15 protein-coding genes are annotated in these 18485 nt (G+C 66.6%); 1 reads left to right on the top strand and 14 read right to left on the bottom strand.

Annotated features, from left to right (window positions below):
* The first annotated feature begins 21 nt into the window (after window positions 1-21).
* On the top strand, window positions 22-1746 hold the full coding sequence (locus M2351_RS06185; protein ID WP_264655246.1) for an ATP-dependent nuclease: 1725 nt from the start codon (window positions 22-24) through the stop codon (window positions 1744-1746).
* A 4-nt stretch (window positions 1747-1750) separates the two neighbouring features.
* Here the strand turns inward: M2351_RS06185 and recG are convergent, their stop codons facing one another.
* The 14 genes from recG to M2351_RS06115 form a co-directional block, all read right to left on the bottom strand.
* On the bottom strand, window positions 1751-3832 hold the full coding sequence (gene recG / locus M2351_RS06180; RefSeq protein WP_264655245.1) for an ATP-dependent DNA helicase RecG: 2082 nt from the start codon (window positions 3830-3832) through the stop codon (window positions 1751-1753).
* 423 nt (window positions 3833-4255) lie between these two features.
* Window positions 4256-5674, bottom strand: a complete 1419-nt coding sequence (locus M2351_RS06175) for a homospermidine synthase (protein ID WP_264655244.1) — start codon at window positions 5672-5674, stop codon at window positions 4256-4258.
* 153 nt (window positions 5675-5827) lie between these two features.
* Complete coding sequence (locus M2351_RS06170) at window positions 5828-7093, bottom strand: type III PLP-dependent enzyme (protein ID WP_264655243.1); 1266 nt, start codon at window positions 7091-7093, stop codon at window positions 5828-5830.
* A gap of 449 nt (window positions 7094-7542) precedes the next feature.
* Complete coding sequence (locus tag M2351_RS06165; RefSeq protein WP_264655242.1) at window positions 7543-8463, bottom strand: bestrophin family protein; 921 nt, start codon at window positions 8461-8463, stop codon at window positions 7543-7545.
* An 80-nt stretch (window positions 8464-8543) separates the two neighbouring features.
* Entirely contained in the window at window positions 8544-9365 is an 822-nt protein-coding gene (locus tag M2351_RS06160) for a bacteriohemerythrin (RefSeq protein WP_264655241.1), read from the bottom strand.
* A 160-nt stretch (window positions 9366-9525) separates the two neighbouring features.
* Complete coding sequence (locus tag M2351_RS06155; RefSeq protein WP_264655240.1) at window positions 9526-10077, bottom strand: 1,2-dihydroxy-3-keto-5-methylthiopentene dioxygenase; 552 nt, start codon at window positions 10075-10077, stop codon at window positions 9526-9528.
* 111 nt (window positions 10078-10188) lie between these two features.
* Complete coding sequence (locus M2351_RS06150) at window positions 10189-11436, bottom strand: MFS transporter (RefSeq protein WP_264655239.1); 1248 nt, start codon at window positions 11434-11436, stop codon at window positions 10189-10191.
* Between the two features lie 112 nt (window positions 11437-11548).
* Window positions 11549-12421 (bottom strand): VOC family protein, encoded by an 873-nt coding sequence (locus M2351_RS06145; RefSeq protein WP_264655238.1) that lies wholly within the window; start codon window positions 12419-12421, stop codon window positions 11549-11551.
* A 27-nt stretch (window positions 12422-12448) separates the two neighbouring features.
* A complete protein-coding gene (locus tag M2351_RS06140) occupies window positions 12449-13738 on the bottom strand; it encodes an NAD(P)/FAD-dependent oxidoreductase (RefSeq protein ID WP_264655237.1) in 1290 nt (429 codons plus the stop codon).
* A complete protein-coding gene (locus tag M2351_RS06135; protein WP_264656844.1) occupies window positions 13735-14415 on the bottom strand; it encodes an ABC transporter ATP-binding protein in 681 nt (226 codons plus the stop codon). The genes M2351_RS06140 and M2351_RS06135 overlap by 4 nt, the downstream gene beginning before the upstream one ends.
* A gap of 35 nt (window positions 14416-14450) precedes the next feature.
* Window positions 14451-15230, bottom strand: coding sequence for an ABC transporter ATP-binding protein (locus tag M2351_RS06130; protein WP_264655236.1), 780 nt, complete (start codon window positions 15228-15230; stop codon window positions 14451-14453).
* 13 nt (window positions 15231-15243) lie between these two features.
* The gene (locus tag M2351_RS06125; protein WP_264655235.1) at window positions 15244-16239 is read right to left on the bottom strand and encodes a branched-chain amino acid ABC transporter permease; all 996 of its coding nucleotides are present in this window, start codon (window positions 16237-16239) and stop codon (window positions 15244-15246) included.
* Window positions 16232-17146, bottom strand: coding sequence for a branched-chain amino acid ABC transporter permease (locus M2351_RS06120; RefSeq protein WP_264655234.1), 915 nt, complete (start codon window positions 17144-17146; stop codon window positions 16232-16234). Before M2351_RS06120 ends, M2351_RS06125 begins: the two co-directional genes overlap by 8 nt.
* 203 nt (window positions 17147-17349) lie before the next feature.
* Window positions 17350-18483: an ABC transporter substrate-binding protein gene (locus M2351_RS06115; protein WP_264655233.1), complete on the bottom strand. Its 1134-nt coding sequence runs from the start codon at window positions 18481-18483 to the stop codon at window positions 17350-17352.
* Window positions 18484-18485: the final 2 nt, after the last annotated feature.

The raw sequence follows: 18485 nt of genomic DNA, 5'->3' as shown, positions 1-18485 counted from the left end.
TTTCTACGGTTGAGGGGTATCATGAAAATCAAGAACGTATTGGTTCACAACTTCCGATCGATTGCTGATTGTAAGTTCTCTCTTGACGGGTATAACCTGATTATTGGCTCCAATAATTCGGGGAAGACTAATATAATTGATGCATTGCGCGTCTTTTATGAAAAGCAGATTAAGTGGGATGATGGTCGTGACTTCCCCAAATTTCCTACCAATGATGCAGAAAGTTGGATCGAAGTAGAATATCTTCTGGAAAATGACGAATATAAAAACCTAAAGGAAGACTATAGGCTTCCTGACAATATTCTACGTGTGCGTAAATACTTGAAATCCGATACATTAGGCTCAGACGGAAAGCCTCGTTCTGGCATTTATGCGTATACAAATGATGGGCTTTCAACAGAACATTTTTACGGCATGAAAAATGTTCAACAGGGAAAGCTAGGAGATGTCGTTTACATCCCAGCAACAAGCAAGCTCGACGATCACACAAAAATGTCTGGGCCATCACCCTTGCGAGACCTGATAAACGACATCACTAAAAAGCTCATTGGCGCAAGTGCGGCTTATTCTACCTTCTCCGATCAGTTTAATAGCTTTGTCTCGGAATTTAAGACTGAGCAAACCAACGATCTACGATCGTTTACCGGGTTGGAACAGGATATCAATGCGGAAATAGGTGAGTGGGGTGCAAAGTTTGAACTCACCTTTAATCCTGTCACCGAAGCAGACATAGTCAAAAATCTTGTTGGCTTTCACATACATGACCTCGATTTTGGAGGAAAACTCGACGCGACATCGTTCGGACAGGGATTTCAAAGACACCTAATCTACACTCTGATAAAAGTCGCGTCGAAATACCAAACAACCTCTCAAAAGTCAGCAAAGAAAGATTTCTCTCCAGCGCTTTCGTTGCTCCTTTTCGAAGAACCAGAAGCGTACCTTCACCCTGTACAACAAGAATCGCTTTGCAGAAGCTTACAACAGATTGGCAAAAAGCCACAGCAACAAGTTTTAGCCTCCACTCACTCTACAAACTTCGTCAATCACAACAGCGATGATCTTACATCGATCGTTCGACTGTCACGTTTCAATGGAAAGACAATCGTTGGTCAAATCCTTAAAGAAAGTTTGACATCAATATTTTCTGATAATCAACAGATAAACCACGCCTTGGCCGGAACAAAATTGGCCGCAGACACGGATGATTTAAAATACGAAATGGAGGCGATAAAATATTTTATGTGGCTTGACCCAGAAAGATGCGGAATGTTCTTTGCGCGCCGCGTTTTAATGGTCGAAGGTCCTACCGAAAAAATCTTGGTAAATTACCTTATTCGAAATGGGCTGATAACCACACCTAAAGGCGGATTGTTTATCCTCGACTGCATGGGGAAGTTTAATATCCACCGGTTTATGAACCTTCTGGGTCCGATGAATATACATCACTCCATACTCATGGATGGCGACAACAACAAACCCCCACATGATAAGATAAAAGAAATAATTGAAAGCTCAACTAACGCATACACCATTGGTATGGAAACGTTACCTACAGATTTGGAGGGGTTTCTGGAAATTGACAAACCCAAAGATCCCCGAAGAAAGCCACAGCATCTAATGCTGAAGCTGAAGGACGCCTCTATCAAGCCGCAAAACATTGCTGCATTCTGCGACCTTATTCATTCACTAATTTGCGTGGATGATATTCCACAAAATGCAAATGCCGTAACTTCCGGTACAGCTTGAATCCTCATCCCGACCGCAACGTCTTCGCCGCGGCGTCCCGCGCGAACAGGTACAGCAACGTGCGCAACGCCTGGCCGCGGGCGCTGGCGAGGTCGGGGTCGCGGTCGACGATCAGTTTGGCGTCGTCGCGGGCGGCGGCGAGGAGGTCCCCGTGGACGGTCAGGTCGGCCATGCGGAATTCCGGCAGGCCGGACTGGCGGGTGCCCAGCACCTCGCCGGCGCCGCGCAGGCGGAGGTCTTCCTCGGCGATGACAAAGCCGTCCTCGGTGTCGCGCATGGTCTTCAGGCGGGCGCGCGCGGTTTCGGTCAGCTGCGGGTCGAACATCAGCAGGCAGGTGGAGGGCTTGTCGCCGCGCCCAACCCGGCCGCGCAGCTGGTGGAGCTGGGCGAGGCCGAAGCGCTCCGCGTGCTCGATCACCATCACGGTGGCCTCGGGCACGTTCACGCCGACCTCGATGACCGTAGTGGCGACCAGCACGTCGAGGTCGCCGGCGGCGAAGGCGGCCATCACCGCATCCTTGTCGGGGCCGCGCATCTTGCCGTGCACCAGCCCGACCCGGTCGCCGAAGGTGGCGCGCAGGAAGGCGTGCCGCTCCGTCACCGCGGCGAGGTCGATCTGTTCCGACTCCTCGACCAGCGGGCAGACCCAGTAGGCGCGCGCGCCCTCCTGCACCTTGCGGTGGATGCCGTTGACGACGTCCTCCAGCCGGTCGAGCGCGATGGTGACGGTCTGAATCGGTTTGCGCCCGGCCGGCTTCTCGGTCAGGCGGGACACATCCATGTCGCCGTAGGCGGTCAGGGTCAGAGTGCGCGGGATCGGAGTCGCGGTCATGACCAGCACGTCCACCGCCCGCCCCTTCGCCGAGAGCTGAAGCCGCTGGTGGACGCCGAAGCGGTGCTGCTCGTCGATCACGGCGAGCGCGAGGTCCTTGAAGGCCACGTCCTCCTGGAAGATGGCGTGGGTGCCGACCAGAAGCGGCAGCTCGCCCGAGGCCAGCCGGTCGAGCACCGCCTGCCGCGCCTTCCCCTTGTCGCGCCCGGTGAGCAGCGCGAGGTCCACCCCGGCCGCCTTGCACAGCGGGGCGAGGCTTTCCGCGTGCTGGCGCGCCAGGATTTCGGTGGGGGCCATCAGCGCGGCCTGGTGGCCGGCCTCCACGGCGTTCAGCATGGCCATCAGGGCCACGACCGTCTTGCCGCTGCCGACGTCGCCCTGGAGCAGGCGCAGCATGCGCCGCTCCGCCGCCATGTCGGCGTGGATTTCCTCCAGCGCGCCGGCCTGGGAGTTGGTGAGCGCGAAGGGCAGCGCCTCCGCCACCTTGCGGCGCAGACGGCCGTCGCCCTGGATCACCCGGCCGGACAGGCGGCGCTGCTGCATGCGGACCAGCGTCAGGGCCAACTGGTTGGACAGAAGCTCGTCGTAGGCCAGCCGGGTCCGGATGGGGGACGTGGGGGCGAGGTCGCCCTCGTCCTCCGGCGTGTGGGCGCGGCGGATGGCGTCGTGCCAGGCGGGCCAGCCGTTCTTCGCGCGCCACGCCGCGTCCTGCCATTCCGGCAGCTCCGGCACGTCGGCCAGCATGGCGCGCACGGCCTTGCGCAGCGTCTTGGCCGGGAGCCCGGCGGTCATGGGATAGACGGGCTCGACCGCCTCGATCTCGTCCTTCGATTCGACGGGGACGACGGTGTCGGGGTGGGTGATCTGCGGCGTGTCGTGGAACCATTCCACCTTGCCGGACACCACCACCGTCTTGCCCACGGGCATCTGCCGTTCCAGCCAGTCGCCCTTCACGTGGAAGTAGATCAGCTCCAGCACCCCAGTCTCGTCGGTGCAGCGGACCTTGTAGGGATGGCGCGGGTTGAGCGGGGCCGCGTGCGAATCGACGCGCACGGTCAGGGTGGCGATGCGCCCGTTCGGCGCCTGGGCGATCTTCGGCGCGAAGCGGCGGTCGATGACGCCGCACGGCAAGTGCCAGAGCAGGTCGACGACATGCTCGCCGGCCAGCTTCTCGACCAGCTTGCCGAGGCGCGGGCCGAGGCCGGGCAGAGCCGTCACCGGCTTGAACAAAGGGAAGAGAACGACAGGACGCACGGAGGGTTGGTCTCGCAGGCGGGATACGGGGCCGGAACCCATTCAATCCCGCTGGGCGGGGTCTGCGTCAAGTCCGGCGGCAGCTTGGCAGCCGTGGAAAAGTGTGCCCTGAACAATGTGTGGCGGAAAAGATGGCGGGGCGTGAGGGAGCGGGGAAGCCAGGGGTGCGGGGGACGCAAAACCCGAAGCCTTATTCCTCACGCCCCGCCGCAGGTTCCGATCCGGCGGGTATGCGGGAGAGACCGGATCGGTGGGCCGGCGGCGGGAACCGCCGGTGGATAACTCACCAAAGTCAGAGGTCATGCAATGAAGGGAGTTATACCGGCTGGCCGTTGACCCCACCGTTGCACGATCATGAAATCCCGTTCATGGTCCGCCGAAATTCGACCCAAAAAGCAAAGGGGCTCCGAAGAGCCCCTTTCGTCACACCACGCGGAAGTTCTTGAATTGCCAGGGATCGTCGTGGTCCAGGTCCTCCGGGAAGAGGCGGCCGCGGTCCTGGAGCGGGTTCCAGTCGCCGTATGCGCCGACGACCTGGCCGAGGTAGGGGGCGCAGATTTCCAGCACGCGGGCGAAGTCCATCTCGTCCGGCTCCACGATGCCGCGGTTCGGGTTCTCCAGCGCCCAGACGATGCCGGCCAGCACCGACACGGTCACCTGCAGCGAGGTCGCGTTGTTGTAGGGAACCAGCGCGCGCGCCTCCTCCACCGTCAGGCGGGAGCCGTACCAGTAGACGCCCTTCTTGTGGCCCATAAGCAGGACGCCCAACTCGTCGGTGCCGCTGACGATCTCGTCCATCATCAGGCGCTGCTCCGGCTGCATGAACCAGTTCTTGCCGGCCAGCTCGTGCACCGACTTCACCGCGTCGTCGCAGGGGTGATAGGCGTAGTGCACGGTCGGGCGGTAGGTGACGTGGTTGCCGTCGCGCACCGTGTAGTAGTCGGCGATGGAGATCGCTTCGCTGTGGGTGATCAGGAAGCCGTGGAACGGCCCTTCCAGCGGCGTCCAGGTGCGCACGCGGGTGGAGGCGCCGGGACGCATCAGGTAGATCGCCGCGTCGCTGCCGAACTCGTGGCGGTAACCGTCGGGCGGAAGCTGCTTCTCATGGCTGCCCCAGCCCAGTTCGGCCGGCTGGCAGCCCTCGCCCACGAAGCCGTCGATCGACCAGGTGTTGACGAATTCGCCCACCTTCTTCGGCACGCTGGACACCTGGGTGTCGCGCTCCGCGACGTGGATCACCTTGACGCCGAGCTTTGCGGCCAGAGCGCCCCAGCCGGCGCGGTCCGTCGGCGTGTCCACCGCGACGCCGGTGTCGCCGGCGATGTTGAGCAGCGCCTGCTTCACGAAGTGCGAGACGAGGCCGGGGTTGGCGCCGTGGGTCAGCACGGCGGTCGGGCCGCCCTCGTAGGTCGCGCGGTGCGCCAGCGCCGATTCGCGCAGCGCGTAGTTGGAGCGCAAGGACGGCGTCAGCGAGGTGTCGGTGTAGCCGCCGGCCCAGGGCTCGATGCAGGTGTCGAGATAGTTGGCGCCGACCTTGTGGCAGAACTCCACCAGCGCGATGGACGACACGTCCACCGACAGGTTCACCAGGAAATCGCCCTTGCCCAGCATGGGCTCCAGCACCTGGACGAAGTTCTCCTTCGTCAACGGAAGGTTGATGAACTTCACACCAAGCGCATCGGCCTCGGCATGGCCGCGCTCTTCCGCCGTGACGATGGTGATCTGGTCCTTCGCGATGCCGATGTGGCGCAGGATCAGGGGCAACACTCCCTGGCCAATCGATCCGAAGCCGACAATGACCATGCGGCCGGTGAAAGTGAGGTGCTTGGTGTCCAGGGTCATGACGACGATCCCCCGAGGCTGGCGAGTCAAAACCACGGCTTGACGACCCCGCTCCTCTTCAAGGGCAGCGTGGGTCGTCAAGCCAACGATTGTTTACGGTTATTTTTTTAGGATATCCACAGCTTTCCCGCGCCGCAAACGCGGGGGCTGGTCTTAAGCGACGCAGGATTTCAGGTCGTACCCCGGAGTCGCCAGGAGCGGAAGGTCTGAGACCTCCACCACGCGCGCCTGGTCGAACCCGTTGAACGCCGTGCGCAGGCAGGAGCCGTAGGCACCCAGCTGGCCCAACTCTATCCAGTCGCCGGCCTGGATGTCGGCCGGCAGATGGAACGGGCCGTTCATCTTGTCGGCGCTGTCGCAGGTCGGGCCGTAGAAGGCGAAGGCGTCCAGCGGCGCGTCGGTCATCTGGGCGAAGGGGCGGATCATCCGGGCCGGGAAGCGGAAGCCGGGGACGCCGGCGTCCGACAGGGCGCCGTAGACGCCGTCGTTGATGAACAGCTCGTTGCCGCGGCGCTTGATCACCTGCACGACCAGCGACACGCCCGGCGCCACCAGCGCGCGGCCCGGCTCGCACCAGACGCGGCAGTGCGCCGGCAGGTTGAGGCGGCCCACGCCGCGGGCGATGGCTTCCATGAAGTCGCCGAGCGGCGGCGGGGTGACGCCCGGGTAGGACACCGGGAAGCCGCCGCCCACGTCCAGCACGTCGATCACCACGCCGCTGTCCGCGATGACGCGGCCGGCCAGTTCCAGCGCCCGCTCGTAGGCGGCCGGATCCAGCATCTGCGACCCGACGTGGAAGGAGACGCCGACCTTCTTCGCGACCATGCGCACGGCGCGCAGCAGTTCCACCGCGTCGGCCGCCGGGGCGCCGAACTTGCCGGACAGGTCGTAGACGGCGTTGCCCTTCGGCAGCGCGAGGCGCACGACGAGGCCGAGATCCTGCGCGTCGCCGGTCTCCTCCAGGATCTTCTGCAGTTCCTCCATGCTGTCGAGCACGAAGTCGCGCACGCCGTACTGCTGGTAGGCGGTGCGGATCGCCTCGCGGCCCTTCACCGGGTGCATGTAGTGCAGCTCGGCGTCCGGGAACATCTGGCGGATCAGGCGGATTTCGCCGGGCGAGGCGACATCGAAGTGACGCACGCCGCCGTCCCACAGCGCGCGCAGCACCGTCGGTTCCGGGTTGCACTTCACGGCGTACAGCACGTCGCCGCTCACCGCCTGCTCGAAGGCCGCGACGAAGCTGGCCGCGGTGTCCTTCAGGACGCCCGGACGGATGCAGTGCATCGGCTCCTCCGGCCGGTGCAGGGCAACGGCCTGCACGACGGAGGTGCGGCGCGGGGCCACGGCGGCGGAGGCAAAGGAGACCGGAACGCCGCGGCGGAGCGGGGCAACGGCGGAGCGGGAACGGATGAAGCCCATGGCGCACTCCTTACCCTGGGCCGGCTTTGCAAAGCGGCCCAGCGAACAGACGGGAAACCGGCGCGGCGTTGTCGACGCCGTCGTCCTGATTTCGGGTTTTCGGGGAAAGGTGACGGGAAGAGCCGGAATGAGCGCTCACGCGGGCGAATCGCTCCGCGTGTTAAAGCGTCGATGTCCGGCTAAGGGCTACCGTCTCAAAGCCCTGCCGTGGAGAGCCAACATGCCTACCTCCCTCTCGGGACCGGCCCACTGATGACCGGTTCTGCCAAAAAGGACGCGGTACGTCGTTGCATAACCACAGTGGGCCATTGGCACGTGCGAGTGCGTCGTGAGCGATGAATTACGCTTTTCGACCCGCAATTCAAGTGATTTTTTTATGGCGGCCACCACAACCAGGGGCAACCCGGAGGCGAGCGTTCCGCATGGCGCCCTGCCCCGCCGGTTTTCGTTTACATCAGGCAATAATCCACGGGCTGCAACGGCTTGGGCAAGGTCGTCTCGCCCAGCGCCTGCAACAGGTCGATCTCGATCCGGCGGCAGATGGCGTCCAGCGGCAGGTCGTTGGGCAGGAGGCCGAACGGCTCCTCGATCTCGTCGCCGATCGCGTCCAGACCGAAGAAGGTGTAGGACACCAGCCCGACCACAAAGGGCGTCATGAAGCCGGTTGTGTCGACCAGCCCGAAGGGCAAGGCGAAGCAGTAGAGATAGGCCGTGCGGTGCAGAAGCAGCGCGTAGGAGAAGGGCAGCGGCGTGTGCCGGATTCGCTCACTCCCCGCCTGGACGCCGGCCAGCGCCGTCAGGTTGTCCTCCACCTGCGCGACCAGCATGGGGTCCAGCCGGCCCCGGGACGCGAGCACCGCGAGGTCGGCGCTCATCAGGCGCAGCAGCTGGTCGGGCGCGTTGGCCGACCCGGCCAGGACCTGCGCATCGGGGTCGGTCAGGTAGGCGCGGCTCTGGTCGTCGGCGGTGCCGCGCAGGTGGTGCTTCAGCGCGTAGGCGAAGGCGATCAGCCGGCGCACCATGATTCGGGTCCGGTCTTCATCGTCGGGCTCCGGACGGGCGTGCTGGGTGACCAGCCGGGCGACGGTGCGGGCGCGGATGACCAGGTCGCCCCACAGCTTGCGCCCTTCCCACCAGCGGTCGTAGCTGGCGGTGTTGCGGAAGCCCAGGAAGATGGCCAGCGCCAGGCCGATCAGGCTGAAGGGGATCGGCGTCAGCGTGATCTTGCGGTCGAACAGAGTCCCGTGGGCGAGCGTCACCAGGATCGCGACGGCGATGGTCGATGCCACCTGCCACTTGATGCGCGGCACGATGGAGCCCCGCACCACGAAGAACAGCGCGAAGGCCGACGGCCGCTGGCGAATGATCATGGCGGTTCCATGGGGAGGGCGGTTCCACGGGGCGGTGGAACCGAAAGGTAGCGCGCCCAGCCCGGCCGGAAACCGGCAAATTATTGCCGGGTGACGGTCCCGCCGGCGAAAGCCACGCGGTCGGAGCCCAGCAGGTGGTCCGTCAGCCAGAAGCGCAAGAAGTCGCGGGCGGCCACGCCGGCGTCCAGGCCCCCCGATTCGACCGCCTGCCGGACGCGGGCAAACTGGGCGTTCAGGGCTTGGTGGTGCGCCCGGTGAGCCACGAAGCGGCTGGGCGCGACGGAGCGCAGCACCCCCTCCTCCATCGCGAAATGGGCCTGGGCGTGGTCGTGCATCTGCTCCAGCAGCGCGGCGACGTCGGCCTCCGGCGCGTGGCCCAGGCTGGCGCGGTGAAGCTCGTTCAGGCAGTCGGCCAGCTGGCGGTGTTGGGCGTCGAGCGGCGCGATGCCGAGTTCATAGCGGGAGTCCCAGCGGATCAGATCCGGCCCATCCGGTGCCGCGGAGGCGGAGCGCACCAGTGCCGCGTATTCGCCATCGTGGCGGATCTCGTGCCGGCAGAGTGCGGCGTCCAGCGTGCCGGCGACCGTGCACAGGAAATCGCCGGTGACGTCGCATTCCCGCACATAGTCGACCAGCCGGACGAGCTGCTGTTCCAGCATGGCGTGCTGGTTCGCGTGCTCCTCCCACCGGTGGAAGCCGGCGGCGCGGATGATGACCTCCTCATGGTCGAAATGGGCGTGCATCTCGTCCACGAAGGCGTCGAAGTGGGGAACGACAACGTGGCGCGGAACCCCCTTGGCGCAGGCGCGGCGGATCGTCCCCACGCGGTCCATCAGGGCGGCGTGGGTCACGTCGATGAAGCCGTTGCCCGTGCGCGGAACGGTGTGGCCGTCCGTGGTCATGGAGCCCCCGCGTGCCAGTGGCTTTCCCCTTGGTGGCGTTCCCGTTGGCGGATCGCCCACCGCAAGTTGCTGTCGGATTGATTTGTATCAGCCGAAGGGCAGAGGCCGCAACGGGCTGCGACGATCGGACCCATCCGAACGTCATAGACCCCGAATCCCCTTACCGGGGTCCGTCGTAGCGGGGAAAGCGGTCGGCGATGACGTCGCCGGTGGGGGTGGCGACCCAGCCGTCCGGGCGCGTGAAGAAGCGAATCGCGGTGAAGTATGGGTCCGGCCCCATGTCGAACCAGTGCTTGGTCCCGGCGGGGACGCTCAGCAGATCGCCCCGCTCGCAGACGACGCGAAGGACACGGTCGCCGACGTGCAGGTAGAAGGCGCCGGTTCCCTCCACGAAGAAGCGCGCCTCGTCCTCGTCGTGGGTGTGTTCGGACAGGAATCGGGCGCGCAACGCGCCGGCCTCGGACATGCCCCGCGGCACGCGGACGACATCCGCCGACCGGAAGCCGCGGGCCCGCTGCAGGGCGCCCACCGGGCCGGCGTAGGCGGCCAGCACCGCCGCGTGGTCCGCGGTGTCGGCGATGTCCTTCTCCGCGTTCCACCGTTCGAACAGCAAACCGGCCATCGCGAGGTGCCCGGACACCACCATCCTGTCGGTGCTCGACAGTTCCACCACGGTCGGGTCGTTGTCGGGGTAGACGGTCAGCCAGGCCATGGTCCCCTCCGTCGCTCCTCTCCCTTGGATGGTTAGAATGGAACCGTTGCGGCCGGGGCACAACCGCCTGCGCGGTCGCTGCGGTCAAGCGACGCAGGCACCGGTGCCGTGTCAGCCCCGGCGCGCCAGGGCGAGGGACAGCGCCAGCCCGGCCGCCACGATGGCGCCGACGAAGCCGGCCACCCCCGGCCAGCCGAAGCCGTGCCAGAAAACGCCGCCCAGCGTGCCGGCGATGGTGGAGCCCATGTAGTAGCAGAACAGGTAGATGGCCGAAGCCTGGCCCCGGTTGGTCGTCGCGCGCTGCCCGATCCAGGCCGAAGTGGTGGAATGCATGCCGAAGAAGGCGATGGTGAACAGCGCGATGCCCGGCGTCACCGCCCACAGGCTGTCCGGGCTCATCAGGGCGAGGCCGGCCGCCATCAGCGCCGTGGCCGCGGCGAGCACCCGGCCATGCCCCAGCCGCCCGGAAAGGGTGCCGAAGACCGGCGAACTGACCGCGCCCAGCAGGTAGACCAGGAAGACCGCGCCGACCAGCGCCGGGCGCAGGTCGAACGGCGGGGCGACCAGCCGGAAGCCGACGTAGTTGAACACCGTGACGAAGGAACCCATGGCGACGAAGCCCATGGCGAACAGCGCCCGCAAGCCACCCTTGCTTCCGTCACCGCCGAGGTGGCGGCGCCACGCCGCGGCCATGTCGCGCACGCTCATGGAACTGCGCACGAAGCGCTGGGAGGCCGGGAGCCACAGCCAGACCGCCAACGCCCCCAGGATTCCGATCGCCCCGACCACCCCGAGTGCCGCGCGCCAGTTCACGAGGTCGGCGACCAGCGCGGTCACAGCGCGGCCCGACATGCCGCCGACCGCCGTGCCTCCGATGTAGAGGCCCATGGCGAGCCCGGCGGAGCGGGGCTCCACCTCCTCCGACACGTAGGCCATGGCGACGGCGGGAAGGCCGCTCAGCGCCAACCCTTCCAGCGCGCGCAGGGCCAGCAGCCAGCCCCAGTCCGGCGCCAGCGCGCCGAGGATGCCCAGCGTGCCGGACACAAGCAGCGACACCGCCATGATCGGCTTGCGCCCGAACCGGTCGGAGATCATGCCGGCGACCAGCATCGCCACGGCCAGAACGCCGGTGGACAGCGAAAGCGCGAGGCTGGACTCCGCCGGCGTGACACCGAAGACGCGCGTGAAGTCCGGCATCAGCGGCTGCACGCAGTAGAGCGACGCAAAGGTGGACAGGCCGGCCACGAACAGAACCGCGCTCACCCGCCGGTAGGCCGGGCTTCCCGCAACGAGACCGTCCGGCATTGCCGCCACCGGTCCCGCAGTGATGCCCTGCCCGCCGAATCCGCCGTCCGCCACGATCGTTCTCTCACCAGCGCTGCACCGCAGCGCAAGAGTGCGCGTGTCGAAGCCCCCTGTCCAATAGATCAGACGCGGGTCAGTGATAGGATCTCCGTATAAGTCGCGGGCATCAGGGAATCAGGGCGCGGAGGTCGAAATCCTTGGCGAAGGCCAGCAGGGCGCCGCCGGCGCTGGCGGAGGACACGCGCAGCACGCCGTTGCCGACGACCGTCGGGAACTTGCTCTTCTGCAAGGCCTGCTGCGCACGGTCGAGGTCGGCGACGCGGACCACGAAGCCGGCCAGGAACGGCGTCGGCGCGGCCAGCGCGGGATCGCTGGTCCAGCCCCAATGCAGCGCCGCGGGCGTCGCCACGACGATGGGCGTGTCGCCGGTGGGGACGAGGCGGACCGGCCCCTGCTCCTCCACCGCCGTGCCGAACAGGCGGGCGTAGCCGGCCGCCACGGCGTCCGGATCGTCGGCCGCCACGACCAGCGCGGCGAGGCCGGTGGCCGTGTTGTCGTGCTGCACGTATTCCGGCCGCCACACCACATCGCGGGTGTGGTGCTGGCACAGGAAGACCCGGCCTCCGGTCTGCTTGGCGATGTCGATCTGCGTGATGGTGAAGCGAGCGTCGCGCGTCCCTTCTGGCAGTTCGACCGGACGGCCGAAGTCCACGGCCTCCGACGCCGGGTAGCCGGCTTCGGCCAGCAGGCGCTGGGCGGCGCGCGCGTCGTCGGTCTTCAGCGCCAGGGCGGCGACGCCCTCGCGCGTCTTCAGGACTTCGCTGTAATAGGCGGTGACGGGGTGCGGCTCCTCCACCGCCAGCAGTTCGACGTAGTCATCGGCGCCGAACATGATGGTGTGGTTGATCGACTTCAGTTCCGTGTGCCGGCCGCGCGGCGTGACGGTGAAGCCCATGCGCTGGTAGGCGTCGCGCGCCTTGTCCAGGTCGCGGACCGCGACAACGAGATGGTCGATGCCGTTGATGCCGTGTGCGCCCATGGTTCGTGTCCCTTCCCGTTCCGGCACTCAGTCGTTGATGTCCCGCCAGCGATAGAGCAGCAGCATGCCGCGGGCAAGGGTCCGGACGGCGGCGTGGAACGGCAGCGGGCGCAGCGGCGATAGCGGAATGGGAAGCTCGTCGGCCGGGCGGCCCAGGCCGTACTGCGCCAGCTCCTTGCCCATGGCGGTGCCGAGCGCCACGGCGCGGCCCTGGCAGCCGATCCAGGTGACGACGCCCGGCGCCAGCTCGTGCAGGCGCGGCAGGCGTTCCGGCGTCATGCCGATGTATCCCCACCAGACATGGTCGAAGGTCACCGGCCCGATCTGCGGGAAGACGCGTTGCAGGCGCTCCGAGATGCGGGCCTTCAGGCGCCGTTCCGAATCCACGTCGAAGACCAGCGCGCCGCCGGTCACCAGACGCCCCTGCGCGTCCTGGCGGAAGAAATACAGGTCGCCCTGGGTGTCGGACAGTGCGTGCCCGTCCGGCAGGATCGACCGCCGCAGGTTCTCCGACAGGGGCTGCGTCGCCATCTGGTAGGAGCGGATCGGCACGATGGTCTGCGCCAGCTTTGGCCACAGCCCGTCGCTGTAGGCGTTGGTCGCCAGCACGACGCGCGTCGCCACCACGCTGCCGCGCGGAGTGGTCACGCGCCAGCGGTCGCCGGCCCGGGTCAGACCGGTGGCCGGCGTGCCCTTGTAGACCGTGGCGCCGGCCGTCACCGCCGCGCGGGCCATGCCGCGGGCGAGCGCCAGCGGGTTGATCCGCCCGCCGGAGCGGTTCTGCCAGCCGCCGTACCAATGGGGGGAGCCGGTGATCGCCTCGCAGCGGTCGCGGTCGAGCAGTTCCACGGGCGCGCCGCGGCGGCCCCATTGCTCCGCGCGCTTGGCGGACATGGCAAGGCGGCTCTTGCGGTGCGCGGGCTGGACCCAGCCGTTCTGCACCGCCTCGCAGTCGATGCCGTGCTTGGCAACAAGGCCGAACAGCAGATCGGCGGAATCGCGCAGCACGCGCACGAACTGCTCGCCCTTCTGCTGCCCCCACAGAGCGACGAGGTCGTCCGGGTCGGCACGGGTCAACGTCGGGATGACCTGCCCGTTGTTGCGCCCCGATGCGCCCCAGCCGGGCTCAGCCGCCTCCAGCACGACGGCCGAGGCGCCGGCCTCCGCGAGATGCAGGGCGGTCGACAGGCCGGTGAAACCGCCGCCGACGATGACGACATCGGCCTCCACCTCGCCGGACAGGGTCGGCAGATCGGGGGCCGGGGGCGCCGTCTTCGCCCACAGGGACGGCGGAAGGTCAGTGGTGGTGGCGTTCAATGCACGTGTCCCCCGAGATAGGCGGCCCGGATGCGCGGGTCCTCGGCCAGTTCCGTGGCCGGTCCCTGCAGCACGATGCGCCCGGATTCCATGACGTAGGCCTGGTCGGCGACGCGCAATGCCGCCTTGGCGTTCTGCTCGACCAGCAGGATCGCCGTCCCCGTCTCGCGAATCGTGGCGACGAGGTCGAAAATCTGCCGCACCAGCTTGGGCGCCAGCCCCAGCGACGGCTCATCCATCAGCAGCAGGCGCGGACGGCCCATCAGGGCGCGGCCGACGCAGAGCATCTGCTGCTCGCCACCGGACAGCGAGCCGGCCTTCTGCGACAGGCGTTCGCGCAGGCGCGGGAAGAGGCCGAGCATGCGCTCCAGGTCCTGCTCGTACTCGCGCCCGCCGCGCGGGCCGGCGCCGAGGCGCAGGTTTTCCAGCACGGTCATGCTGGAAAAGATCTGCCGCCCCTCCGGCGCTTGGCAGACGCCGAGGCGGACGATGTCGTGGGTCGTTCGGTTGGTGATGGGCGTGCCATCGAGCCGGATTTCGCCGCCGCCGACCTTGTACACGCCGGAGATGGCCCGCATCAGCGTCGTCTTGCCGACTCCGTTGGAGCCCAGCACCGTGACGATCCCGCCGGCCGGCACGTCGAGCGAGACGCCTTGCAAGATCGGCTGCGGCCCCATGGTGACGCGCAGGTCGCGGATTTCCAGGAGATGGGTCACGCCGCGTCCTCCTCGTCGCCGCCAAGATAGGCTTCCAGGACGGCGGGGTCGCGGCGGATGTGTTCCGGGGTGCCGTCGGCGATCTTGCGGCCGGAGGCCAGCACCATCACGCGCTGGCAGATGCCCATGACCAGCGTCATGTCGTGCTCCACCAGAAGCACCGTCATGCCCTCCGCGTGCAGGCCGCGGATGAAGGCGGCGAGGTCGGCCGTCTCGCTGTCGTTCAGGCCGGCGGCGGGCTCGTCAAGGATCAGCAGGCGCGGGCCGAGCGCCAGGGCGCGGGCAATCTCCAGATACTTGCGCTTGCCGTAGCTGAGGTTCGCCGCCAACTCGTGCCCCTGCCCGGCCAAGCCGACGCGCTCCAGCGCCGCCCAGGTCCGCTCGCTGACCGCCTTGGCGTCGGCCTCGCCGCGCGATCCACGGAACAGGGAGCGCCAGGGGGAATGCCCGACGGCGCCGATGGCACCGACCGACACGTTGTCGAACACCGTCATGTTCGGGAAAATGCGCAGGTTCTGGAAGGTGCGGCCCAGCCCGCGCCGGGCGACGCGCCAGGGCTTCAGGCCGGAGATGGTCTCCCCGCCGAAGCGCACGGTGCCCTCGCTGGGCGGGGTGAAGCCGCTGATCAGGTTGAACAGGGTCGTCTTGCCGGCGCCGTTCGGGCCGATCAGCCCGACCAGCTCGCCCTGCCCCACATGGCCGGACACGCGGTCCACAGCGAGGAGGCCGCCGAAGCGGCGCGTCAGGTTTTCGATCTCAAGAAGGGCCGCCATCATCGCCACTCGCCCATCATCGCCATCCAATGCTCTGGCGGGCCGACCCCGCCTTCCAGCCGCCCCCGAAGGAGGAGCGCACGAGGTTCAGCGCCGACACCTCGCCGAACAGACCCTTGGGCAGCAGCAGGATGGAGAAGAACATCACGCAGCCGACCACGATCATGCGCACGTCGCCGACCGGGCGCAGCGCCTCCGGCAGGACGATCAGCAGGACGGCGCCGATCACCGCACCGGGCAGGCTGCCGAGGCCGCCGACAACGATCATCGCCAGCACCAGGATCGATTCGCCGAAGCGGAAGTCGTTCGGGCTGATGTAGCCGGTGGTGTGCGCCCACAGCGCGCCGGCGACGCCGGCGAAGAAGCAGGCGATGGCGAAGACCTCGCCCTTCAGCCGCACCACGTCGATGCCCATGCTGTCGGCGCACTGGTCGTCTTCGCGCAGCGCCCGCAGCGCGTTGCCGTAGTAGGAGTGGGTCAGCCGGTGCAGCACCCACAGCGAGGCCAGCATCACGACCGCGACCACAAGATAGCTGCCGAGGTTGCCGGACAGGTCCAGCCCGAAGACCTTGAAGGATGGGATGGCCGGGATGCCCATGGGGCCGCGGGTGAAGTCCACCCAGTTCAGCAGCGTGCCGTGGATGATCTCCCCCGTGCCGAGCGTGGCGACGGCGAAATAGATGCTGACCAGCCGCATGGTCGGCAGCGCCACCAGCACGCCGCCGATCGCCGCGGCGACACCGGCCAGCGGGATGGTCAGCAGGAAGGGCACGCCGTGCTGCGTCGCCAGCAGCGCCGCGGCGTAGGCGCCGATGCCGTAGAAGGCGGCGTGACCGAGCGACAGCAGGCCGGCGACGCCGGTGATGAAGTTCAGGCTGGCCGCCAGGATCGCGAAGATCATCGCGGTGATCGACACGCGGAACAAGTAGCCGGAGCCCGACGCCTGCAACAGCGCCGGCACCAGCACCAGAACCGTCAACGCCACGACGAGCGGAAGGATGCGTTTAGACACGGTCGCGCGCTCCGCCGAAGAGGCCGGTGGGGAAGAAGATCAGCGTCAGCAGCAGGAAGCCGTAGGCGATCATCTCGCTCCAGCCCTGGGCCAGGAATTCGGTCGCCACCGCCTCGGCAAGGCCGAGGAAGATCGCGCAGATGACCGCGCCGGGAATGCTGCTGAGGCCGCCCATGACCATGGCGACGAAGGCCTTCACGCCCGGCGCGAACCCCATGGTCGGGAAGACGGAGCCGTAGTAGAGCGCGACCAGGATGCCGGCGACCGCGCCCATCACCGAACCGACCACGAAGGTGGCGATGATCGTGCGATCCGTGTCGATGCCGACGTACTTGGCGCCCAGCGGGTTGTTGGCGACCGCCCGGATCGACAGGCCGATGCGCGTCCGGTACAGCAGGAACTGCAACCCGGCGAACATGGCGACCGCCGCCCCGAAGATGACGAACTGGCCGGTGGAGAAGGACAGCTCCCCGATCTGCACGGGGTCGGTCAGCTGCGACTCGAAGGGGACGGGGCGCATGGCGCCGCCGAACACCTTCTCCACCACCTCGCGCACGATGATCGACACGGCGAGCGAGGAGAGCAGCGTCGCCTCGCGCATCGCCTTGGACTTCAGCGATGCTTCGTCCTGGAAGCGGCGGAAGGGCTTGAAGGCCAGCCGCTCCAGCCCGAATCCGGCGACGGCGCCGACGGCCATGACGAACAGCACCACCGCGATCAGCGGCGGCGCCCAGGCTGTGATCAGCACCACGCCCGCGTAGGCCCCGACCATGTAGACCTCGCCATGCGCGAAGTTCACCACGTTCAGCACGCCGAAGATCAGCGTGAAGCCGATGGCGATCAGCGCATAGACCAGCCCCACGGAGAAGCCGTTCACGAGCTGTTGGACGAAGAAGGCGTCGAACATTCCATTAAGCCCCAGGCGCGGGCCCCCACCCTAACCCTCCCCCGCTGGGCGGGAGAGGGGACTGCCGCTGGACTTTTGCGAAGGTCCTGGCTCCCTCCCCCGCCCAGCTCACGCGCAAGCGAAGCTTGCGCTGACGCGGCAGGCGGACCTTTGGTCCGCCGAGAGCGGGGGAGGGTCGGGGTGGGGGTTCCCAAGCGACGTGTTTACTTCACCAGCGCGAACTGGCCGCCCTTGATCTCCATGCGGGCGAGCGTCTTGGTCGGCTCGCGGGTCTGGGGATCGAAGGTGGTTTCGCCGGTCACGCCGGGGAAGCCGGCGGTCTGGGCGAGCGCGTCGCGCAGCGACTTGCGGTCGACGGTGGGGCCGACCTTGGCGATGGCGGCCAGCATGATGTTGGTCGCGTCATAGGCCTGGGCGGCGAACATGGTCGGGACCGCCTTGTAGCGGGCCTGGTACTCGTCCACGTAGGCCTTCACGACCGGCTCCGGGCTGTCGGAGGCGAAGGTGGTGGACAGCTTCAGGCCGTCCGACGACGGGCCGGCCAGCGTGATCAGCTTCGGCGAGTAGAGGGAGGAGGTCGCGTAGGTCGGGATCTGCACGTTCAGCTGGCGGCGCTGTTGGAGCAGCGAGGCGCCGTCCTCGTCGAACATGCCGAGGTAGATGGCGTCCGGCTTCTCGCGCGCCACCTTGGTCAGGATGGTGCGGAAGTCGCGGTTGCCGGGGTTGTAGAACTCGACCGAGGTGACCTGACCGCCGCCCTTCTCCACCGCGTCCTTGAAGTTGGAGACGACCGACTGGCCCCAGTCGTTCTGGATGGCGATGACGGCGATCTTCTTCTTGCCCTCGCCCAGCGCCCACTTCGCCACGAACGGCCCCTCATAGGCCTGGGTCGTGATGTTGCGGAACTGCCATTCGCTGATCTTGACGTAGTCCGGGTGCGAGGCCGTCTGCGACAGCTGCGGCAGGCCGGCCTGGGCGTAGACCTGCGCGGCGGCCATCGACACGGTGGAGGAGAAGTCGCCCAGCACGCCGACGATCTCCGGATCGTCCACGAACTTCTTGGCGATGTTCACCCCTTCCTTCGCGTCGTTCTTGCTGTCCTCGAACTTCAGCACGACGGTGGCGCCGGGCAGCTTGCCGGACTTGTTGAACTGCTCCACCGCCATGGTGGCGGAGTTGCGGAACACCTCGCCGTACTGCGACATCTCGCCGGTCAGCGGCGCTTGGTAGCCGAGCGCGATGGTCTTCTGCGCCAGCGCGGGCACCGCCGCCATGGACAGGGCGGCACCGACGGCAACACCGGCAAGGGCGCCGCGAATCGTCTTGGAAAGCGTCATGG

The organism is Azospirillum canadense (genome assembly GCF_025961225.1).
In the GTDB taxonomy this organism is placed as follows: Bacteria; Pseudomonadota; Alphaproteobacteria; order Azospirillales; family Azospirillaceae; genus Azospirillum; species Azospirillum canadense.
The sequence above is the reverse complement of the archived record's forward strand: the minus strand, read 5'-3'. Positions and strand labels throughout refer to the sequence as shown.

Excerpts from the sequence above, each read along its gene's own strand:
- M2351_RS06185 (WP_264655246.1), top strand. The coding sequence starts at position 22 with ATGAAAATCAAGAACGTATTGGTTCACAACTTCCGATCGATTGCTGAT.
- M2351_RS06175 (WP_264655244.1), bottom strand. The coding sequence starts at position 5,674 with ATGACCCTGGACACCAAGCACCTCACTTTCACCGGCCGCATGGTCATT.
- M2351_RS06170 (WP_264655243.1), bottom strand. The coding sequence starts at position 7,093 with ATGGGCTTCATCCGTTCCCGCTCCGCCGTTGCCCCGCTCCGCCGCGGC.
- M2351_RS06165 (WP_264655242.1), bottom strand. The coding sequence starts at position 8,463 with ATGATCATTCGCCAGCGGCCGTCGGCCTTCGCGCTGTTCTTCGTGGTG.
- M2351_RS06160 (WP_264655241.1), bottom strand. The coding sequence starts at position 9,365 with ATGACCACGGACGGCCACACCGTTCCGCGCACGGGCAACGGCTTCATC.
- M2351_RS06155 (WP_264655240.1), bottom strand. The coding sequence starts at position 10,077 with ATGGCCTGGCTGACCGTCTACCCCGACAACGACCCGACCGTGGTGGAA.
- M2351_RS06145 (WP_264655238.1), bottom strand. The coding sequence starts at position 12,421 with ATGGGCGCACACGGCATCAACGGCATCGACCATCTCGTTGTCGCGGTC.
- M2351_RS06135 (WP_264656844.1), bottom strand. The coding sequence starts at position 14,415 with ATGGGGCCGCAGCCGATCTTGCAAGGCGTCTCGCTCGACGTGCCGGCC.
- M2351_RS06130 (WP_264655236.1), bottom strand. The coding sequence starts at position 15,230 with ATGATGGCGGCCCTTCTTGAGATCGAAAACCTGACGCGCCGCTTCGGC.
- M2351_RS06120 (WP_264655234.1), bottom strand. The coding sequence starts at position 17,146 with ATGTTCGACGCCTTCTTCGTCCAACAGCTCGTGAACGGCTTCTCCGTG.
- M2351_RS06115 (WP_264655233.1), bottom strand. The coding sequence starts at position 18,483 with ATGACGCTTTCCAAGACGATTCGCGGCGCCCTTGCCGGTGTTGCCGTC.